General features: G+C 57.1%; 1 protein-coding gene and 2 pseudogenes. All 3 read left to right on the forward strand.

What is annotated here, in order from left to right; all coding sequences use genetic code 11:
• A pseudogene (locus Xmir_RS22090) lies at positions 1 to 864 on the forward strand (DNA primase); the annotation flags it as partial.
• A gap of 9 nt (positions 865 to 873) precedes the next feature.
• The gene (locus Xmir_RS27755; RefSeq protein ID WP_145956955.1) at positions 874 to 1095 is read left to right on the forward strand and encodes a hypothetical protein; all 222 of its coding nucleotides are present in this window, start codon (positions 874 to 876) and stop codon (positions 1093 to 1095) included.
• A gap of 3 nt (positions 1096 to 1098) precedes the next feature.
• A pseudogene (locus Xmir_RS22095) lies at positions 1099 to 1355 on the forward strand (site-specific tyrosine recombinase XerC); the annotation flags it as partial.

Below are 1355 nucleotides of genomic sequence, written 5' to 3' on the forward strand. Positions count from 1 at the left end.
GCGATAGCGGAAGAAGAAGGGGTACGGCAGGCGGCCTATGCGCTCAAGCTGTTGCAATCGGACGGGGAATTAACGATGGCGAGCACGGGCAAGGATGAGACGACCGGAACACTGGTCACCAAAAGCTACACGGTAAAAGGCCCGGTGATGCTGATGTTAACCACCACCGCCATTGATGTGGATGAAGAGCTGCTGAACCGCTGTCTGGTGCTGACGGTCAATGAATCCCGCGAACAGACCGAAGCGATCCATGCGTTGCAGCGCCATAAACAGACCCTTGAGGGGTTACTGGCTGAGAACGAGCGGGACTATCTCACCGCCCTGCACCAGAACGCCCAGCGGTTATTGCGCCCGCTGAATGTGGTCAATCCATATGCCTCGCAACTGACCTTTATGTCAGACAAAACCCGTACCCGCCGTGACCATATGAAATACCTGACCTTAATCCAGAGCATTGCCCTGCTGCACCAGTACCAGCGAGAAATCAAAACCGCCGAACATCGCGGTAAGACACTGGACTATATTGAAGTCACGAAAGACGATATCCGGCTGGCGAACCGGCTCGCCCATGAAATCTTAGGCCGGACGCTCGACGAGATGCCGCCGCAGACCCGCAAGTTACTGCTGCTGATACAGGACTGGATCAACGGCAGCGGGCAGGCACGCCATGAGATGATTTTTACCCGCAAGCAGTTGCGCGATGCAGTGCAGTGGGGCGATACCCAGCTTAAGGTGCACCTGTCGCGGCTGGTCGAAATGGAATACCTGTTGTTGCACCGTCGCGGGCTGACGTTCGCCTATGAACTGCTGTTTGACGGGGCAGACGGTGATGCTTCGCATCTGTGTGGCCTGATCGTGCCCTGACGTGTCGCTATGATACCGTCCGGTCGGGGTCAGGCGGTTATCAGTCGCCCACAGGTCGGCCCCGGGTCGGCAGTGGGTCGGGTTGTCAATATCACCGCAACGACGGATGCCGCAAGGCTTTCATGCTCATCGGTCGGGACCGCACCCAAATCACTGTTCCGGCAACGTAAGAAAAGCCCATCACACCGTACTGCGACCGCTTTGTTTTCACGTAAAAATACAAGGAGCTGACTGATGCCAAACGCGCATGACTTCACGGTAATGACCTTACGCCAGCAACTGGATAACTGGCTGGACAGCCTGACGGCACAGGGGAAAAGCCCGAAAACCCGGCTGTCTTATCAGGCTTACTTAGTGCCGTTCGTGGACTGGTGCGAACAACGGGCTATCCACACCGCCCCGCAGGTCTCGCTGTCGGTGCTGGAAAGCTGGCAGCGTTATCTGCGTGCATACCGCAAGGCGGACGGGCAGCCTTACCGCAACAACGGTCA

Source organism: Xenorhabdus miraniensis (genome assembly GCF_002632615.1).